We start from the raw sequence: 15928 nt of genomic DNA, 5'->3' as shown, positions 1-15928 counted from the left end.
GCGGGGTGGGACTCAAAGGGGCAGTCACGAGGCGGGCGCAGGCGACGTAAGCACCGCAACGAGGGAGCGAACGAAGTGAGTGACCGAGTGAGGAGCGCAGCGAGCGTGCGCCCGCCTCGCGACTGGGGCTTTGGAGATTTTCGACCCCGATCTGTGATTAGTCATTTATAGGCGAGCGGCAGGGGCTTTGGGAGTGGTCCAAGCGTAAGCATCGACGTATGGCCGAGCGACTGGGGCTTTGGCGGTACTCGCTACCGATCCGCTGTCAGCCATTTATTAGCGAGCGACTAGGACTTTGGCAGCGGTCACCGCCGATCGACTGACGGCTATTTATAAGCGAGCGGCTGGGTTCGTAGAAAGGTTCTCCGCGTCACCCTTCGATAATAAATAGTCGATAGTAGTAGTCGATTTTGCTTATAAATAGCCGACCATGAATCTACGCCAAAGTACCGTTTCAGGCGGTTGGACTATATAAACAGATCTCCAACGGAACCCCGAACTCCCTTATTCGTCGTACTCCATCGCGACCGAGTTGATACAGAAGCGCTTGCCCGTCGGCTCGGGGCCGTCGTCGAACACGTGCCCCAGATGGGAGTCGCAGTTCGCGCAGCGGACCTCGGTACGGCGCATCCCGTGACTGGTGTCCACCGTCGTGGTCACGGACTCCTCCTCGGCGGCGTAGAAGGCGGGCCAGCCGCAGCCGGACTCGTACTTCGTCTCGGCCTCAAAGAGGACGGTGCCGCAGGCCCGACAGCGGTACTCCCCGTCGTCGGGGTGGTGGTCGACGTACTCGCCCGAGAACTTCGCCTCCGTGCCGCTCTCGCGGAGCACGCGGTACTCCTCCTCGGAGAGCCGCTCGCGCCACTCCTCGTCGGTCAGCTCGCTCGGGTCGCGCTCGTCGGTCTCGCTCATACCGTTGATACGTCCCCACGGGCAAGGGGGTTGCGGCGGTCACAAACCGTATTCGGGTGGGAGCCGAATCGAGCCCATGGCGCGCGAAGTCACGCACGAGGAGCGAGGGCCGGTTGTGCTCGACGACGACGACAAGGGTGACGACGGCCTCATCTACGTCTGTCAGTGCGGCCTGTCGGACTCGAAGCCGCTCTGTGACGGCTCGCACAACGCGACGACCGACGAGGCGGACGGCGTCGTTTATAAATACCCGAACGGCGACGCCGACGGCGAGCGTCGCGAGGTCGACGAGATCGTCTACGCTGACAAGTAGCCGCGTCTCGCCCGCCCCTTAGAGCACGCCCATCTCGTTCAGCCGCTCGGGGAGGTAGGTGTCGGTGACGAAGTCGAGCCCGCGGCTCGCGAGCGACTGCTGCTCGGACTTCTTGCCGATGTCGAGCTGGAGCTCGATCTGCTCTTCCCAGTAGTCGGTCTGGAAGCGCGGGTCCTCTAACTCCGATTCCAGGGCGTTAACGTCCGAGTCCGAGAGCGGGTCGGAGGGAAGGTCGTACTCGACGATGTCCTCCGGCTGGATGCCGATGAACCGCGCCTCCGGCGTCGCGAGGTACTTTGAGAGGTGCGCGGACTTGATCGAGCCGTACGCCACGGAGCCGTAGATGCGGTAGGACCACGGGTCGCCGTCGGTGAACACCACCACGGGGAGGTCGAGCTCGTCGCGGAAGCGCTTCGTCAGCCGCCGCGTGGCGCGAGCGGGCTGGCCGCCGAGGTGGACGACGAGGGCGTCGTGCGCTTCGTCGAAGCCGTTCTCGACGAGCCGGTCGCGCATCCCGCCGGTCTCGACGCAGAGGACGAACTCGGCGTCGTTGTCGAGGAACTCGATGGTGTCAGGGTTGTTGGGGATCTGGTAGCCGCCCTGCCCCACGTCGAGCTGGCAGTGGATCTCGCGGTCGCCGCGGTTGGTCTGCTCGCGGATCTCCAGCGGCCCCATCACCTTCGCGCCCGACTCCTCCGGGCGCATGTGGAAGTCCTCGCGGGTGACGCCCGTGACGATCTCGAGGTCCTCGACGAGGTCGTTCGACTCGTCTTGGCTCTTGAACTGCGCCTCGTCGTTGTCCCACGACTCCGAGAGGTAGTACAGCTCACGCAGCGTGGAGGAGCGGTCGTCGTCGAGCTGGTCCGCGAGGAACTCGATCGTGTAGGCGGCCTTCAGCAGCTTGCGCGCGCCCCGCACCGAGTTGGCGCTGCGCGTCGAGGTGCGGTCGCCGTAGGTCCACACCCCGCTCTCCTCGTCGTACTCGATGTTGCTCTTCGTCCGCGTGGGCAGCGTCATCTCCGGGATCTTCCCGGCCGCGAACTGGTCGTAGAAGTCCGCCGCCAGGTCGATCAGCTCGTCTCGTGCGTCGCTTTCGGTCGTCATTTAATCGTTCACCGTGAGTTTCTCGGTCTCCACGCCGCCGACGCTGACCTCGAACTCGGGGTCGCCGTCGACCGCGTACGTCAGTTCCCGCTCGTCGCCCGAGGGCACCTCGGGCTTCCACTGGACGAACCAATCGCCGTCCATGTCGACCACCGTCCCGTCGGAGAGGTCGGTCGGCTCCGTCGAGACGATGTCCGTGATATCCAGCTGCTCGTTCACGTCCGAGTGGTTCTCGACGACAAGCGTCACCGACCCGTCGTTCACCTCGCGCTCGACGCTGACGTTGTTCATGATCCGCGCCAGCGCGCCGCTGATGTCGGGGCGCGACCGGCCCGTGACCTCCGAGACCTTGTCCGCCATCTCCGGGAGGATCCGACCGAGGACGTCCTGTTTCTCCCGGCGCTGCTGCATCGAGCGTCGCTTGTTGAGGAACGACTTCAGCTCGCGGGCGGCCTCCCGCACCGCGAGCTCGATCTCGTCTTCGATCTCCGGGACGTTCGCGAGCGCGTCCTTCGACTCGCTCGTGAACGGGACGTTCGTGGAGGCGACGTGGATCGATATCACCGCCGGCCCGTTCGGCATCCCCGAGCCGCCGGGCTGGTCGAGCCCGTAGTTGCGCCACCCGATCCCCTTGATCACGTCCGTCGTCGCGCAGGCGCCGCGCTGGTAGACGAGCGGGACACGGTTCGCGAACCGCAGCAGCTCGACCGACCCCTCCGCCGGAATATCGCCGCCGTAGGCGATGCCGGCCTCGACGATGAACGGGTCGCCGCCGTGGACGTCGGCGTCGCGCGTCGCGGCCGCGTAGAAGTCGGCGTCGTACTCCTTCTGGAGCCCGGCCTCGACCAGCTCCGCCGTGATCGGCGCGAGGCAGTCGGTCGGCGGCGCGAGGATGTCCGTCGTCCGCATCGCGTCGAGCAGATCGGCGGCGGCGTCGCGGTTCCCCGCGATCGCCTTCACCTTCGGCGGGTCGTCCGGCACCGTCTGGGCCCGCGACCAGAACGCCTCCACGACGTTCTCGCGGGCGGTCTCGCCGAAGGTCGCGTCGCGCTGCTCGGCGACGAACGACGCCGCGTCCGCGACGAGCCGTTCGAGGTCGTCGCGGGTGATCCGGAACGCGTCGCCGTCGAGGTTCTCGAACCGCCGCGCGAGCGCCTCGGCCATCGCCTGAACCGCCTCGTCGTCCTTCCGCGTCGACGTCGCCTCGTCGACGAGCGCGTAGGCGTCTGGGACGAGCGGCGACTCTTCGGCGTCATCGTCGCCCGACTCCGCGTCCGATTCTTCCTCGCCGCCGAGCCCCGTCACCGCCCGCCACGCGGCATCGACCGCGTTCTCGCGGACGGTCCCGCCGAACGTCTTCCCGGTGTCGCTCTCGACGGTCTCCGCGACGTTGTCGACGATCTCGGCGAGATCGGACCGGGCCAGCCGGTCGTGGTTCCCTACCGCCTCGGCGACGCCGTCCGCGAAGGCCGACGTTGCCTCAGCGCCCTTGTTCGCGACCGCGTCCGCGACCGCGCTCGCCACGTCGCGGTCGTCGTGTTCGCGCGGCGGCGACCAGGCGAGCTCGCGGCCGTAGTAGACGTCGCGGAAGTTGTCGATCACGCTGTCGGCGGTCTTCTTGCCGACCCGCGTGAACTCCTCCTGGAGGAACCCGGAGACGGAGTACGACTCGGTCGCCTCCAGCATCTTGATCAGCGCGCCGAGCTCGACGCCGTGCGGGTGCGGGCGGATCTCCTTCGTCTCCGCCGGCAGCTCGTCGGTCGCGCGCTCGAACTTCAGCGGCTCTTCGAGCCCCGGCTCGCGCAGTTCCAGCCGCGCGTGGGGGTTGACGACCGCGGTGTGTTTCACGTAGTCGTGGAGCTGCTGGCGGGCGCGCATGTTCGCCTCCATCTCCAGCTCGATCCGGGTGCCGTGGGGCCGGTCCCACGTCGTCTCCTCGTCGGCCTGGATCTCTGGCTCGTTCGTGTCCGTGTCGATGATGAGCTCGAAGTACTGCGCCCGCGACTGCCCCTTCGGGCGCGAGGTGATCTTCGCCGGTTGGCCGGAAGTGAGCTGAGAGTACAGTACAGCCGCTGAAATCCCGATTCCCTGTTGACCGCGAGACTGCTCCCTGGCATGGAAACGACTTCCATACAGGAGCTTCCCGAACACTTTCGGAAGCTGTTCCTTCGTGATACCGGGTCCGTTGTCCTCGATGACGACCCGGTAGTAGTCGCCCACCTCCTCGATCTCGATGTAGATGTCGGGGAGGTAGCCGGCCTCCTCGGTCGCGTCGAGGGCGTTGTCGACCGCCTCCTTGACGGCGGTGACGAGCCCGCGGGCGCCCGAGTCGAACCCGAGCATGTGTTTGTTCTTCTCGAAGAACTCGGCGATGGAGATCTCGCGCTGGCCCTCCGCCAGCTCCTCCGCGATCCCCTCCTCGTCGCCGATCGTCGACTGGAAGGACGTCATTCGGTATCCCTCCCTTCCCCCGAGGCACCTAAAAACGCACCGGCGGCGCAGTGAAAGTGGATCTCGGCGTCAGACGCCGTCTTGTCCGTGTGCGAGTCGCTCTCGGGGAGGGGTGTCGGGCCGCGTGCGGACGGCTCGCGTCGGCGGAGGTCTTTCCGCTTCGCGCGTCGTTACATTGAAATAATTTAAATTTATTGATTGGTGTGGCACGGTGACGTGTCACTTGGCATCAACCGTGTCGAGAGGGAGCACACAGATGACAGACGACGACGCGACGGGAGAGGCGAACCGAGCGCGAAGCACGACTCGACCGCGGGCGGCGAGCCGACGGTCGGTGCTCCGGGGCGCGGTCGCGACCGGCGCCGCCCTAATCTGGGGGTCGGGGAGCGTCGCGGGCGAGCCGGGACGAGGGCGAGGGAACGGTCAGGGAGGGGCTCCCGGTGGTGGGTCTCCCGGTGGCGGGTTCCCGCCGAAGGGGATCACGACCTACGGACGGAGCGTCGACCTCGGGAACGGCTCGGTCAGGACGTTCACGACGAAGACGCCCTCGGGCGAGCCGAAGTACCACGGGGTCGAGTTCGACCGGGCGGCGCTGGAGGGGTTGCCGAACGCGGGGGCTCTCGAGGAGGCCGACAACCGCGACGAGGACGACAAGTACGGGGGCAGCGGGCAGGCGACGGAGGTTCACTTCAAGCAGTCGCTCCAGTTCTTCGTGCCGTTCCCGGACGCGGAGCGGACGCCGTTCACCTTTCTGGGGCTCAACTGGAACCCGGGCGGCCACTTCGGCGGGGCGGGCGCGTGGCTGAAGCCGCACTTCGACGTCCACTTCCACATGCTCGATCCGGAGTCGGTCGACGCCGTCGAGGGGCCGCGACTTCCGCCGTACGACACCGGGAACGGCGGGTACACCGGCGGTCCGGCTCCGGATGAAAACGGGGCGGTGACCGAGACGAACTTCGATTACGACCAGCTTCCCGAGGGGTACGCGCGGTCGCCGGCCCCGGTCGCCGACCAGCGCTACATCACGGACATGGGCGAACACGCGGCTCCCGCGGACGCGCCCGAGCTCCCGGACTCGCCGGGTGAGCCGGGGAGCCCGGAAGCGTTCGACAACACCCTCATTCAGGGGTTCGTCGGCGACGCCGAGACGTCGCGGCTGGCGTTCGTCGAGCCGATGATCACCCGGGAGTTCCTCCGGGAGTTCGACGGCAACGAGACGTACGAGGTCCCGCAGCCGCAGGCGTACCCGCACGACCGGCAGCATCCGACCGAGTACGCCGTCCGCGACGTGCCGTCGAAGGACGCGGTCACCGTGGTACTCGGTGGGTTCGAGCAGGTCTGATCCGACGGCTTCGGCCTCGCTCCGAGACCGATTTTTCGGATCACCGGTTCGGCCGCCGACAGGTTTCTCCCCCTGACGCTCCTTCCGTACCTCATGGCAGACTGGACGACCGACGAGATGCCGCGATTGGACGGGAAGACGGTCGTCGTCACGGGCGCGAACAGCGGGCTCGGCTTCGAGGGGACCCGCGCGTTCGCGGCCCGGGGCGCGACCGTCGTGATGGCGTGTCGGAGCGTCGACCGCGCCGAGGACGCGGCCGACGAGATCCGGGCGGACGCGGGCGGCGAGGTCGACGGCGAGCTCGACGTCCGCGGGTGCGACCTCGCCTCGCTCGACTCGGTGGCGTCGTTCGCCGACGGCCTCGCCGCCGACTACGACGCGGTCGACGTCCTCTGTAACAACGCCGGGGTGATGGCGATCCCGCGGAGCGAGACCGAGGACGGCTTCGAGACGCAGTTCGGCGTCAACCACCTCGGCCACTTCGCGCTCACGGGCCGGCTGTTCGACCTCCTCGACGCGGCGGAGGGGATCGGCGGCGACGCGCGCGTCGTCACGCAGTCGTCGGGCGCCCACGAGCAGGGCGAGATGGACTTCTCCGACCTCAACTGGGAGCGGTCGTACGGCAAGTGGAAGGCGTACGGGCGCAGCAAGCTCGCGAACCTGCTGTTCGCCTACGAGCTTCAGCGGCGGCTCGACGCGGCGAGCGGCGAGACCGACGAGACCGGGATCCGCAGCGTCGCCTGTCACCCGGGCTACACCGACACGAACCTCCAGATGCGGACCGCGGCCGAGAGCGGCAACCCCCTCATGAAGGTCGCGATGAGGGCCGCGAACGCGGTACTTGGACAGGACCCCGAAATCGGCGTCGAGCCGATGCTGTTCGCGGCGACGACCGACGTCGACGGCGGCGCCTACGTCGAGCCCGGCGGCCTCATGAACATGCGCGGGCACCCGACCGTCGGCCGGTCGAACGACGCCTCATACGACCGCGGAGACGCTCGGAAGCTCTGGGAGTACTCGACCGAGGCGACCGGCGTCGAGTACCCGGTATAAGCTGTCTCCGTACGGGACCGCGGCGTCAGTGGAGCGTCCCCTCTCGGACGTGCGCGTCGTGCGCGAACAGCGCGTATCCCACGTCGACCGCGCGGGAGCCGGTCTCGTCGGCGATCTCGCGGATCGGTTCGATCATCGTTACGTAGTCCGCGGCGTCGAAACTCTCCTTGCGGCCGTCGAGGTAGCCGAGCCGCTCTAAGGACGCCCAGACGCGCGTGTCGACGACAGCGTGGCGGTCGCCGTCGAGCGCGGCCAGCACGCACGACGCGGTCGGCGCCTTGAACCCCGAGAGCCCGCAAATCAGGTGGATCGCGGAGAAGTCGCCGTCGACGGCGCGGGCGTTGCGCGTCACCTCCCGACACCGGTCTTCGGGGTTCTTCTCGACGTGGTAGGCGCTCCGCGTGGACGACTCGTAGGCGATCTCGTACAACTGCTCCCGGGTCAGGTGCCCCTGCGACCGGTACGTCTCGCCGAACTCGTCGAGCCGCTCGGGGAGCACCCCCTGCGTCTCGGCGTAGCGGTCGAGGTTCTCGGCGACGAACGAATCTAGGTCGTCGGCGTTCATGTGGGCCCGTTACCGACTCGCCGACAAAACGGCGGCGCCGCCGCTCGCGGTGATAATATACGCGGAACGCGTTTCGAGAGCTGTCCGAGTTCGCCGGTAGCGGATGCCGCGACCGAGCTACAGCCGAGTGAGGTTCGTCGCGCGCGGACCCTTGTCCGCCTCCTCGATCTCGAACTCTACCTCCTGTCCCTCCTCGAGGTCCGGGCCGCCGACGTCTTCCATGTGGAAGAACACGTCCTCGTCAGCGTCGTCAGTCTCGATGAATCCGTAGCCGCCGGTGTCGTTGAAGAAGTCGACCTTGCCTGTCGCCATCGCATCCTAACTGTCTCCCGACGAGGTGATAAGTGTTGTGTGCCGCGCTGAATCGCCGCCGCCTGCGCTCTCTCGGGCGTATTCGGCACTCAGACGGGTTTTTCTCGACGTGCGACAGCCCGCGACGCCGCTCCCTGCCTCACTCGCGGACCGTGACCTCGTCGCCGACGCGGAGCGTCTCGCCGCGGTCGCGCTCGGGTATCCGCGCGATGGTCATCACGGTGTAGTAGTGGTCGAACGCGTCCTCGTCGGCCCACTCGGGGAACGTCTCTTCCCGCCGCCGAACGAACCGCTCGCGGAACTCCGGCGTCGGCTCGCCGGTGTCGGGGTCGCGCTCGGGGACGACGCACCGACCGCAGGGCGTCACGCCCTCGATGCGGACGCCGCCCACCTCGAACGCCGGCGCCCCGTCGCCGACGAACCGGTCCTCCCAGAACGCCGGGACGCCAGACACCTCGACGTTCGCGCGGAGGCGGCGGCGCGCCCCCTCGACGGTCATCCCGTCGAACCACGAGGCGACCGCCTCCAACGTCGCCGTGCTGACGACGGAGGGGCCCATCTCCCGGCGGTCAACGAACCCGAGGGACTCGTCGCGCCGGAGCCGTAGGTCCGCGTCGAAGAAGTCGCCGAACCACTCGGCTGCGCGGGCGGGATCCTCGTCGAGGTCGAACCGCCGGACGCTCCCGTCGGGCGTCTCGACCCGGAGCGTGCCCGAATCGGCGTCGAAGCCGGTCGAGAGGTCGTGAACCCGGTCGGTCCGCTTCCCGTTGACGACGTCGCCGTCGGCGTCGAACAGCGCGAACTCGCGGTCGCGCTCCAGCGTCCCGCTGTCGAGGACCCGGGCGCCGTCGACGTCGACCCCGTCTAACCCCTTCACCGGATACACCCTGAGTCGCTCCAAACGGGCCATGTCGTGGGTACGAGGCGCCGCTTCCTATAGTCTTTCTTCGGCGCGTTCCGGTGAGTTGGGCCGAGGGTTGGACCGCGGACGGAGACGGGGCGGTCCGACCGATTTCGCGCCCGTCATTTTCTGCCGGAGGGCTCTGACCCGCGATCGCTTTTGATCCGAAGATACTGACGGCCGAGGGCTTTGGTTTCGAAGGGGAAAACGCACTAAGGGAGTATCCCGTAGTAACACCCAAGATGGACACCAGAACCACCCACCTCGACATCACGGGGATGAGCTGCGCCAACTGCTCGGCGAGTGTCGGCGACGCCGTAGAGTCGATAGACGGCGTCTCGCGGGCCGACGCGAACTACGCCACGGACGAGGCGACCGTCGAGTACGACCCGGAGGCGACCTCGCTCGCGGCGATCTACGACGCGATCGAGGACGCCGGCTACGGCGCGGTCTCGGAGACGGCGACCGTCGCGATCACCGACATGACGTGCGCGAACTGCGCGGACGCCAACCGCGACGCGTTAGCGTCCGTGCCCGGCGTCGTCGACGCCGACGTGAACTACGCGACCGACGAGGCGCAGGTGCGGTACAACCCCGCCGAGACCTCGCTGTCGGCGCTGTACGACGCCGTCGAGGACGCGGGCTACTCTCCCGTCCGAGAGGACGAGGGCGCGGACGGCGAGGGCGCCGACGGAGAGGGGGAGGGCTCCGGCGAGAGCGCGCGCGACGCGGCTCGGAACGCCGAGATACGAAAGCAGCGCCGGCTGACGCTGTTCGGCGCCGCGCTCTCGGCGCCGCTGCTCTTCTTCCTCGTCGACAACCTCCTCCTCGGGGGCGCGGTCGTGCCGGACCAGGTCTTCGGCGTCGGGATCCACTGGGTCGCGGCCGCGCTCGCGACGCCCGTCCAGGTCGTCCTCGGTCGGCCGTTCTACGTGAACTCCTACAAGGCGCTCGTCACGAACGGTCGCGCCAACATGGACGTGCTGATCGCGCTGGGGTCGACGACGGCGTACGTCTACTCCGTCGCCGTCCTCCTCAACCTGGTCGCCGGGGGCGTCTACTTCGACACGGCCGCGCTCATCCTCGTCTTCATCACGCTCGGTAACTACCTCGAGGCCCGCTCGAAGGGGCAGGCCGGGGAGGCGCTCCGGAAGCTGTTGGAGATGGAGGCCGACACCGCCACCCTCGTCGACGAGGACGGAACGGAGCGCGAGGTCCCGATCGACGAGGTCGAGGTCGGCGACCGGATGAAGGTCCGTCCCGGTGAACAGGTCCCGACCGACGGCGTCGTCGTCGAGGGGCAGTCCGCCGTGGACGAGTCGATGGTGACGGGCGAGTCTGTCCCGGTCGAGAAGGAGGAAGGCGACGAGGTCGTCGGGTCCACCATCAACGAGAACGGCCTGCTCGTCGTCGAGGCGACGAAGGTCGGCGCCGACACCGCGCTCCAGCAGATCGTCCAGACGGTGAAGGAGGCGCAGTCCCGCCAGCCCGACATCCAGAACCTCGCGGACCGCATCTCCGCGTACTTCGTGCCCGCGGTGATCGCGAACGCGCTGTTCTGGGGCGTCGTCTGGTTCGTCTTCCCCGAGACGCTCGCCGCGTTCGTCGACCGGCTCCCGCTGTGGGGCCAGGTCGCGGGCGGCCCCGCAGCGGTCGGCGGAACCGTCTCGGTGTTCGAGTTCGCGATCGTCGTCTTCGCCTCCTCGGTCCTGATCGCGTGTCCCTGTGCGCTCGGCCTCGCGACGCCGGCCGCGACGATGGTCGGGACCACCATCGGCGCGCAACACGGCGTCCTGTTCAAGGGCGGCGACGTGCTCGAACGCGCGAAGGACGTCGACACCGTGGTGTTCGACAAGACGGGAACGCTCACGGAAGGCGAGATGGAGCTCACGGACGTGGTCGCGGTTGGCAACGAGCGCGTCCCCGACGGCGGAGCGGTCGCCGAGGGCGAGGACGCGGCGGTGACCGGCGACGACGCCACGGCCGCCGGCGACGACGCCGCGACCGACGCGCGCGCCGACGAGGACGAGGTACTCCGGCTCGCCGCGAGCGCGGAGCGCGGCAGCGAACACCCGCTCGCTCAGGCGATCGTCGACGGCGCCGAGGCGCGCGGCCTCGACCTCGCCGACCCCGAATCGTTCGAGAACGTCCCCGGCCACGGGGTGAGAGCGACCGTGGGGGGCGACCGGGTACTGGTCGGGAACCGGAAGCTGCTGCGCGACAACGGGATCGACCCCTCGCCCGCCGCTGAGACGATGGAACGCCTCGAGAGCGAGGGGAAGACGGCGATGCTCGTCGCCCGGATTCGAGACGGCGCGGACGAGGGCGAGCTCATGGGCGTCGTCGCCGACGCCGACACGGTGAAACCGAGCGCGAAAGAGGCGGTGAGTCAGCTCCGGGACCGCGCTATCGACGTGATGATGATCACGGGGGACAACGAGCGCACGGCCCGCGCGGTCGCCGAGCGGGTCGGAATCGACCCCGACAACGTCCGCGCCGGCGTCCTCCCCGAGGACAAGTCCGACGCGGTCGAGGAGATCCAGGCCGACGGTCGCCGGGCGATGATGGTCGGCGACGGCGTCAACGACGCGCCGGCGCTTGCGGTCGCGTACGTCGGCACCGCCATCGGCTCCGGGACCGACGTGGCCATCGAGGCCGCCGACGTGACGCTGATGCGCGACGACCCGCTCGACGTCGTGAAGGCGATCCGCGTCTCCGACGCGACGCTCCAGAAGATCAAACAGAACCTCGTGTGGGCGCTCGGCTACAACACGGCGATGATCCCTCTGGCGTCGCTCGGGCTGCTTCAGCCCGTCCTCGCGGCCGGGGCGATGGCGTTCTCCTCGGTGTCGGTGCTGACGAACAGCCTCCTGTTCCGCCGGTACGACCCCGACGGCGACTACAGGCTCCTCGGGTTCCTGCGGCGCTGAGCGCGGCCCGGTTTTCTTTCTCCGCCAGCGGTCCCGAAGCCCCAAGACGACGCGGCGCGTACGGCGGCACATGTCGACCCTCCTCGTCGTCGGCGGCAGCGGCTTCATCGGACGCGACGTCTGCCGATTCGCGGTCCGCGACGGCCACGAGGTCCGCAGCGTCTCGCGGAGCGGCCGTCCCGACGTCGACGAGGCGTGGGCGGACGCCGTCTCGTGGACGAGCGCCGACCTCTTCCGTCCGAACGCGTGGCGCGACCGCCTCGACGGCGTCGACGCCGTGGTCCACTCGGTCGGGACGCTCACCGAGGCGCCGACGGACGGGGTCACCTTCGAGCGCGTCAACGGAGACGCCGCCCTCCTCACGGCGCTCGAGGCGGAACGCGCCGGCGTCGACGCGTTCGCCTTCCTCTCGGCGGCGGCGAAGCCGCCCGGTATCCGAAACGCCTACCTGACGGCCAAGCGCCGCGCCGAGGCGTCAATCGCCGACCTCGACCTCGACGTCGTTACCCTCCGTCCCGGTCCCGTCTACGGCGCGGGACAGCCGCACCTCCCCGGCGTCGTCGACCGCGTGTTCCGGTTCGTCGCGAGCGCGCCGCCGCTCGCGTCGCGGCTCGGCGAGGCGCGGCCGCTCTCCGTCGACACCGTCGCGCGGGCGACGTACCGCGCCGCGCTGGACCCGGACGACCGCCTGCTCGACGTCTCCGATATTCGCGACCTCGCCGGGTGAGCGGCGGGGCGATACCTGATTCGAAAACGCCCGTCAGCGCGCGCTGCGCTCTTTGGCCATCTCCAGCGAGATGAAGAAGCCGAAATACGCTGGGATCCCCGCAAGCATGAACATGTACAGCACCCACTGCGGGGCCGTCGAGAAGGCGACGTTGTATAGCGCCGACGCGAGCCCCACCCACACGAGCGCGAACAGCAGGTCCTGGAGCATCCCGGTGCCGTTCTCGCTGAGCACGTGCCGGGCGCGGTCGGCGACGCTCGGGTCGGTCGGCTGGTCGTCCGGCGTCTCCGGGGCGTCCGAGTCGGGCATGAACTGAGTGTGGAAGAGGGGGTACGTCGGTGTTGCGGAATCGCGCGGGGTCGACCGCGCGAGGAAACGGTTCGCGGACCGGGCGGTTCGCTCCCGGTGCGGCGACCTCAGTCCTCGTCGAGGTAGTCGACGACGAGGATGGGGACGTGCGTCGAGCGTAGGGTGCGCTCCGTGACGCTGCCCAGCAGCGCGCGGCGCACGCCGGCGCGGCCGTGACTTCCCATCACGATGAGGTCGATGTCGTGGTTCTCGGCGTAGTCGCCGATCACCTTGTGCGGTCGACCACCCGAGACGTGCTCGACGATATCGACGCCGCGTTCGGCTCCGCGGTCGGCGACCACGCCGGTCGCCTCGTCGGCCTGCTCTTTCAGCTCACCCATCTCGTCGAACCGGCCCTGCTTGAGCCGGTCGACCTGCTCGGTGCCGAGGCTGAAGTTCACGGAGTCGATGTCGACCACGTACAGCGCGTGGACCTCGGCGTCGTACTTCTCCGCGAGGTCGAGCGCGTGGTCGACGGCGGCCTCCGCGACGTCGCTTCCGTCCGTGGGAACGAGGATTCGGTCGTACATTATCGCTCCTCCTCCGTTGTCGCGTCGTCAGTGCGGTCGCCCTCGGCGGCCGCGTCGTCAACTGCGCGGCCGCCATCGGCGCCCGCGTCGTCCATTGCGCGGCCGCCATCGGTCGCCACGTCCTCGCCGCCGTCGGCGACGACGTCTTCGGCGGTCTCCTGTTGCCCCATCGGTTCGGGGCTGTGACACTGCCGAACGATCCGCTTCGTTTCGAGCGAGGGCTCGTCGGTGGCCATGGAGACGGCGATGGTGACGACGAACACGATCGGGAGCGTGATGAGCGCCGAGCCGATGGCGGGCATCCACGTCGCGAGCCCGGCCGACAGCGGCGCTTCGACGGAGCCGATGTACGTCGGGACGATCTGGTTGATCATCGGGATCGACCAGAGGGTGAGTCCGGTGGTCATGCCGGCGAGCGCACCCTGCCGGTTGGCGTTCTCCCACCACATGCCGAGGAAGAACATCGGGAACAGGACGGAGCCGGCGAGCGAGAACGCGTACCCCACGAGCGCCGCGATCGACGAGGCGGGATTGAGCGCCGCCAGCGTGGTCAGCGCGCCCAGCGCGACGATCGAGAGGCGGCCGACGAGGATCTGCTGGCGCTGCGTCGCGTCCTCGTTGATAATGTTCGTGTAGATGTCGTGGCTGATCGCCGAGGAGCCGGCGATGAACAGCCCGGCGACCGTCGCGATGGCCGCGGCGATACCGCCCGCCGCGACGATGCCGACGAACCACGACGGGAGCCCGGACAGCTGCGCCGCCAGCACGACGATGACCTCGCTGGCCGCGCCCGTCATGCCGGGGTCGCCGTACGTCGCGCCGACGTTCTGCGAGTAGAGGTCGGTCCCGAACGCCGCGAACGCCGGAGCGCTCCAGTAGAGGATACAGATGAAGAACAGCCCCCAGACCGTCGACCAGCGGGCCGTCCGCTCGCTCTCGACCGTGTAGAACCGGACCAGCACGTGCGGGAGCCCGCAGGTGCCGACGATGAGCGAGAACGTCGTCGCGACCCAGAGGTAGTAGCTCGACCCGGAGAACGGCTCGGAGAACTCGCTGCCGAGCTGGCTGATCAGCGCGCCGTACTCGAGCTGCGGCAGCACCGTGGAGTAACCGTTCGTGTAGCCGACGACGAACAGCCCCACGACGAACGCGAGGATGAGGATGACGTACTGAACCGCCTGGTTCTTCGTGGCGCCTAACATTCCGGACAGCGTCAGGTAGCCGACGGTGACGACCATCATGGCGACGACCATCACCTGGTACCCGTCGAGGCCGGGGATGAGCCCCCCGTAGTTACCGAAGATGTACAGGCCGACCAGAGCCATCCCCTTCGCCTGCCCGATGGCGTAGACGAAGCCGATGAGGAACGTCGTCACCGCCGCGATGGCGCGCGCGGTGTCGGAGTTGAATCGGTCGCCGACGAAGTCCGGCGCCGTGTACTTCCCGAACCGGCGCAGCTGCGCGGCGAGGAAGATGAGCAGGATGAAGTAGCCCGTCGTCCAGCCGACGACGAACACGAGCCCGTAGAACCCGGCTAGCGCGATGGATGCCGCCATCCCGAGATAGGACGCCGCGGACATCCAGTTGGCCCCGATCGCCATCCCGTTCTCGACGTTCCCGATGGAACGGCCCGCCACCCACATGTCGTCGGTGTCGGCCACGCGGAAGACGAAGCCGATCGTGAGGAACAGCCCCAACATCCCGATCACGAGGAGCGCCGGTCCCAGCTTGAACGAGATGTTGAGCGCTTCCGGCAAGAGGTCGCTCTGGAGGAGGATCGAACTCGCCGTCATTCGTCGGACCCTCCGTCGGTCGCGACGTCAGCGGTGCCGTGCTCGATACCGTACTTCTCGTCGAGCGCGTCCCGCTTGCGCGAGTACCAGAACGCTAAGATCAGCGCGCTGGTCGGCGCGCCGAACGCGACGAGGAAGTAGTGGAGCGGGAACTGTAAGATCGGCATCGTCTGCGTCATCACGCCCGGCGCGAAGTTCGTCAGGGTCACCGGCCCCCACACCGCGAGGACCCAGACGGCGAACCCCGACCAGACGATGCGCAGGTGATCGCGCATGTACGGCGTGCTCGGGTTCAGGATGTTCACCTCCGCTCCGAGGTAGTCAGTGTTGTTGTGCGTCTGTGCGGCTCCCGAGGACGCGACGCCGCCGTCGGTGGCCGCGTCGTTCGTTGCGCGGCCACCGTCGGTGACCGCGTCGTCAGTTGCGCGTCCACCATCGGTGACCGCGTCGTCAGTTGCGCGTCCACCATCGGTGACCGCGTCGTCGGTTGCGCGGCCACCGTCGGTGACCGCGTCGTCTCGTTCGCGTGAGGTATTATCTGTCATGTTTTGACGTGTGTTGTGATCTCGTTTGTGTGATTTTTTCGTGATGATTACCGTCGTGTGGTCCGGTGTGGTCGTGAGTGGAACAGTTGAAAACGGCTCGCC

At 68.2% G+C, this 15928-nt stretch carries 15 protein-coding genes; 5 read left to right on the top strand and 10 right to left on the bottom strand.

The genetic code is table 11. The features are described from left to right. Nucleotides 1–504: 504 nt before the first annotated feature. Nucleotides 505–912 carry a peptide-methionine (R)-S-oxide reductase MsrB gene (msrB, locus tag J7656_RS08910; protein WP_004595829.1) on the bottom strand — a complete coding sequence of 136 codons (408 nt, stop codon included), beginning with the start codon at nt 910–912 and terminating at the stop codon, nt 505–507. A 76-nt stretch (nt 913–988) separates the two neighbouring features. On the opposite strand from msrB, the gene J7656_RS08905 reads away from it, so the two are divergent. Beyond that, nucleotides 989–1225, top strand: coding sequence for a CDGSH iron-sulfur domain-containing protein (locus tag J7656_RS08905; RefSeq protein WP_211553074.1), 237 nt, complete (start codon nt 989–991; stop codon nt 1223–1225). A gap of 18 nt (nt 1226–1243) precedes the next feature. On the opposite strand, the gene J7656_RS08900 is transcribed toward J7656_RS08905, so the two are convergent. Both J7656_RS08900 and J7656_RS08895 read right to left on the bottom strand, forming a co-directional pair. Continuing rightward, nucleotides 1244–2329, bottom strand: coding sequence for a DNA topoisomerase IV subunit A (locus J7656_RS08900; protein ID WP_017343227.1), 1086 nt, complete (start codon nt 2327–2329; stop codon nt 1244–1246). Then, nucleotides 2330–4780 carry a DNA topoisomerase VI subunit B gene (locus J7656_RS08895; protein ID WP_211553072.1) on the bottom strand — a complete coding sequence of 817 codons (2451 nt, stop codon included), beginning with the start codon at nt 4778–4780 and terminating at the stop codon, nt 2330–2332. 256 nt (nt 4781–5036) lie between these two features. On the opposite strand from J7656_RS08895, the gene J7656_RS08890 reads away from it, so the two are divergent. Both J7656_RS08890 and J7656_RS08885 read left to right on the top strand, forming a co-directional pair. Then, nucleotides 5037–6122: a hypothetical protein gene (locus J7656_RS08890; protein WP_211553070.1), complete on the top strand. Its 1086-nt coding sequence runs from the start codon at nt 5037–5039 to the stop codon at nt 6120–6122. Between the two features lie 93 nt (nt 6123–6215). Continuing rightward, nucleotides 6216–7175, top strand: coding sequence for an oxidoreductase (locus J7656_RS08885; RefSeq protein ID WP_017343230.1), 960 nt, complete (start codon nt 6216–6218; stop codon nt 7173–7175). 25 nt (nt 7176–7200) lie between these two features. On the opposite strand, the gene J7656_RS08880 is transcribed toward J7656_RS08885, so the two are convergent. The 3 genes from J7656_RS08880 to J7656_RS08870 form a co-directional block, all read right to left on the bottom strand. Continuing rightward, nucleotides 7201–7740, bottom strand: a complete 540-nt coding sequence (locus tag J7656_RS08880) for a hypothetical protein (protein ID WP_017343231.1) — start codon at nt 7738–7740, stop codon at nt 7201–7203. Between the two features lie 117 nt (nt 7741–7857). Beyond that, nucleotides 7858–8052 (bottom strand): cold-shock protein, encoded by a 195-nt coding sequence (locus tag J7656_RS08875; protein WP_004045866.1) that lies wholly within the window; start codon nt 8050–8052, stop codon nt 7858–7860. A 139-nt stretch (nt 8053–8191) separates the two neighbouring features. Beyond that, complete coding sequence (locus J7656_RS08870) at nt 8192–8962, bottom strand: MOSC domain-containing protein (protein ID WP_044965535.1); 771 nt, start codon at nt 8960–8962, stop codon at nt 8192–8194. Between the two features lie 233 nt (nt 8963–9195). Here J7656_RS08870 and J7656_RS08865 point away from each other — a divergent pair, with 233 nt between their 5' ends. Further along, nucleotides 9196–11883, top strand: coding sequence for a heavy metal translocating P-type ATPase (locus J7656_RS08865; protein ID WP_017343233.1), 2688 nt, complete (start codon nt 9196–9198; stop codon nt 11881–11883). Between the two features lie 70 nt (nt 11884–11953). Continuing rightward, nucleotides 11954–12610, top strand: coding sequence for an NAD-dependent epimerase/dehydratase family protein (locus J7656_RS08860; RefSeq protein ID WP_211553069.1), 657 nt, complete (start codon nt 11954–11956; stop codon nt 12608–12610). Between the two features lie 33 nt (nt 12611–12643). On the opposite strand, the gene J7656_RS08855 is transcribed toward J7656_RS08860, so the two are convergent. From J7656_RS08855 to J7656_RS08840, 4 genes are all read right to left on the bottom strand, one after another. Then, nucleotides 12644–12919 carry a DUF8119 family protein gene (locus tag J7656_RS08855; protein ID WP_017343235.1) on the bottom strand — a complete coding sequence of 92 codons (276 nt, stop codon included), beginning with the start codon at nt 12917–12919 and terminating at the stop codon, nt 12644–12646. 107 nt (nt 12920–13026) lie between these two features. Further along, the gene (locus J7656_RS08850; protein WP_017343236.1) at nt 13027–13488 is read right to left on the bottom strand and encodes a universal stress protein; all 462 of its coding nucleotides are present in this window, start codon (nt 13486–13488) and stop codon (nt 13027–13029) included. After that, nucleotides 13488–15281: a VC_2705 family sodium/solute symporter gene (locus tag J7656_RS08845; protein WP_211553068.1), complete on the bottom strand. Its 1794-nt coding sequence runs from the start codon at nt 15279–15281 to the stop codon at nt 13488–13490. Before J7656_RS08845 ends, J7656_RS08850 begins: the two co-directional genes overlap by 1 nt. Continuing rightward, nucleotides 15278–15826, bottom strand: coding sequence for a DUF4212 domain-containing protein (locus tag J7656_RS08840; RefSeq protein ID WP_211553067.1), 549 nt, complete (start codon nt 15824–15826; stop codon nt 15278–15280). Before J7656_RS08840 ends, J7656_RS08845 begins: the two co-directional genes overlap by 4 nt. Nucleotides 15827–15928: the final 102 nt, after the last annotated feature.

Origin of the sequence: Halorubrum ruber, from assembly GCF_018228765.1 — an archaeon.
Taxonomy (GTDB): Archaea; Halobacteriota; Halobacteria; order Halobacteriales; family Haloferacaceae; genus Halorubrum; species Halorubrum ruber.
The sequence above is the reverse complement of the archived record's forward strand: the minus strand, read 5'-3'. Positions and strand labels throughout refer to the sequence as shown.

Coding starts and splice junctions, on each gene's coding strand:
- J7656_RS08890 (WP_211553070.1), top strand. CDS start 5,037: ATGACAGACGACGACGCGACGGGAGAGGCGAACCGAGCGCGAAGCACG.
- J7656_RS08895 (WP_211553072.1), bottom strand. CDS start 4,780: ATGACGTCCTTCCAGTCGACGATCGGCGACGAGGAGGGGATCGCGGAG.
- J7656_RS08885 (WP_017343230.1), top strand. CDS start 6,216: ATGGCAGACTGGACGACCGACGAGATGCCGCGATTGGACGGGAAGACG.
- J7656_RS08875 (WP_004045866.1), bottom strand. CDS start 8,052: ATGGCGACAGGCAAGGTCGACTTCTTCAACGACACCGGCGGCTACGGA.
- J7656_RS08855 (WP_017343235.1), bottom strand. CDS start 12,919: ATGCCCGACTCGGACGCCCCGGAGACGCCGGACGACCAGCCGACCGAC.
- J7656_RS08900 (WP_017343227.1), bottom strand. CDS start 2,329: ATGACGACCGAAAGCGACGCACGAGACGAGCTGATCGACCTGGCGGCG.
- J7656_RS08860 (WP_211553069.1), top strand. CDS start 11,954: ATGTCGACCCTCCTCGTCGTCGGCGGCAGCGGCTTCATCGGACGCGAC.
- msrB (WP_004595829.1), bottom strand. CDS start 912: ATGAGCGAGACCGACGAGCGCGACCCGAGCGAGCTGACCGACGAGGAG.
- J7656_RS08905 (WP_211553074.1), top strand. CDS start 989: ATGGCGCGCGAAGTCACGCACGAGGAGCGAGGGCCGGTTGTGCTCGAC.
- J7656_RS08870 (WP_044965535.1), bottom strand. CDS start 8,962: ATGGCCCGTTTGGAGCGACTCAGGGTGTATCCGGTGAAGGGGTTAGAC.
- J7656_RS08880 (WP_017343231.1), bottom strand. CDS start 7,740: ATGAACGCCGACGACCTAGATTCGTTCGTCGCCGAGAACCTCGACCGC.
- J7656_RS08840 (WP_211553067.1), bottom strand. CDS start 15,826: ATGACAGATAATACCTCACGCGAACGAGACGACGCGGTCACCGACGGT.
- J7656_RS08865 (WP_017343233.1), top strand. CDS start 9,196: ATGGACACCAGAACCACCCACCTCGACATCACGGGGATGAGCTGCGCC.
- J7656_RS08850 (WP_017343236.1), bottom strand. CDS start 13,488: ATGTACGACCGAATCCTCGTTCCCACGGACGGAAGCGACGTCGCGGAG.
- J7656_RS08845 (WP_211553068.1), bottom strand. CDS start 15,281: ATGACGGCGAGTTCGATCCTCCTCCAGAGCGACCTCTTGCCGGAAGCG.